This is a genomic window from Snodgrassella sp. M0351 (assembly GCF_016100575.1).
Taxonomy (GTDB): Bacteria; Pseudomonadota; Gammaproteobacteria; order Burkholderiales; family Neisseriaceae; genus Snodgrassella; species Snodgrassella alvi.
Genome location: NZ_JACFSG010000011.1, coordinates 1 through 1,268 on the forward strand (window position 1 = coordinate 1; position 1,268 = coordinate 1,268).

Annotated in this window: 1 protein-coding gene; it reads left to right on the forward strand. The window is 39.6% G+C overall.

Annotation, left to right across the window (positions count from 1 at the left end):
- Positions 1 to 1,268 (forward strand): hypothetical protein (locus H3V01_RS10885; protein WP_198186790.1); only part of this gene is annotated, 1,268 nt, incomplete at both ends.

A 1,268-nucleotide genomic window follows, 5' to 3' on the forward strand; every position in this document is an offset into this window, starting at 1 on the left:
AGTGGTATTGAAGTTAATAATTATGGATCAGGTGCTACTAATATTGAAATTAACGGAAAGGTAAAGGCAACCAGTACTGAAACAGTATTAGAAGATTCTAACGATTTAAATAGTAGCAAATACAATACTAGTAACGGAATTATTGTTTCAAATGGTGCTAATACAACTGATATCAATATTAGTCAGTTAAAAGAAAGCAGTGAAATTCGGGGGGGTGCAGCAGGCATCAGTACTGTAAATTCCGGTACCGGATCTACAACTATTACCACAGCAGGTACAGTGAGTGCTGCAGACGGACTGGGAATAAATGGTACCGGCATTTCTGCTTACAATGGTGAAACAGCGAATGCAATCAATATTACTCAGACAACAGGTAGTATTGAAGGTAAAGAAACCGGAATTGCTGCGACAAATTTAGGTAAAGGTGACACCGAAATCACAACCGGAGGTGATGTAACGGGTACTAGTGGTGCTGGTATACAGGCGACTAATATTGATTGGGCGGATTCTGGTGAGAAAAGCAGCATAGCAGTAAATCAGACCGGAGGAAGCATTACAGGCGGTACTGATGGTATCAGTGCAATAAATACGACCGGCGGAGCAGTATCAGTGGAAACATCCGGTCAGGTAACAGGTAATGCCGGTGCAGGTATTCTGGCGGTTTCAGGTATAGCTCCTGTTTCAGAGGTTGATGAAAACGCAGATAATGTAAGCATAGATGATTGGTACAATAGTCAGAAATTAGCTGGCAAAAACATTGCAGATAGTAGTCTGGCTTCATCTGAGGGGATTAATGTTATCCAGAAAGATAAAGATAAAGATGGAGATATAACTGGTTTTAACAGTGGTATTGAAGTTAATAATTATGGATCAGGTGCTACTAATATTGAAATTAACGGAAAGGTAAAGGCAACCAGTACTGAAACAGTATTAGAAGATTCTAACGATTTAAATAGTAGCAAATACAATACTAGTAACGGAATTATTGTTTCAAATGGTGCTAATACAACTGATATCAATATTAGTCAGTTAAAAGAAAGCAGTGAAATTCGGGGAGGCGCAGCAGGCATCAATGCTGTTAATTCCGGTACCGGATCTACAACTATTAACACAGCAGGTAAAGTGATTGCAGACGGACCGGGAATAAATGGTACCGGCATTTCTGCTTACAATGGTGAAACAGCGAATGCAATCAATATTACTCAGACAACAGGTAGTATTGAAGGTAAAGAAACCGGAATTGCTGCGACAAATTTAGGTAAAGGTGA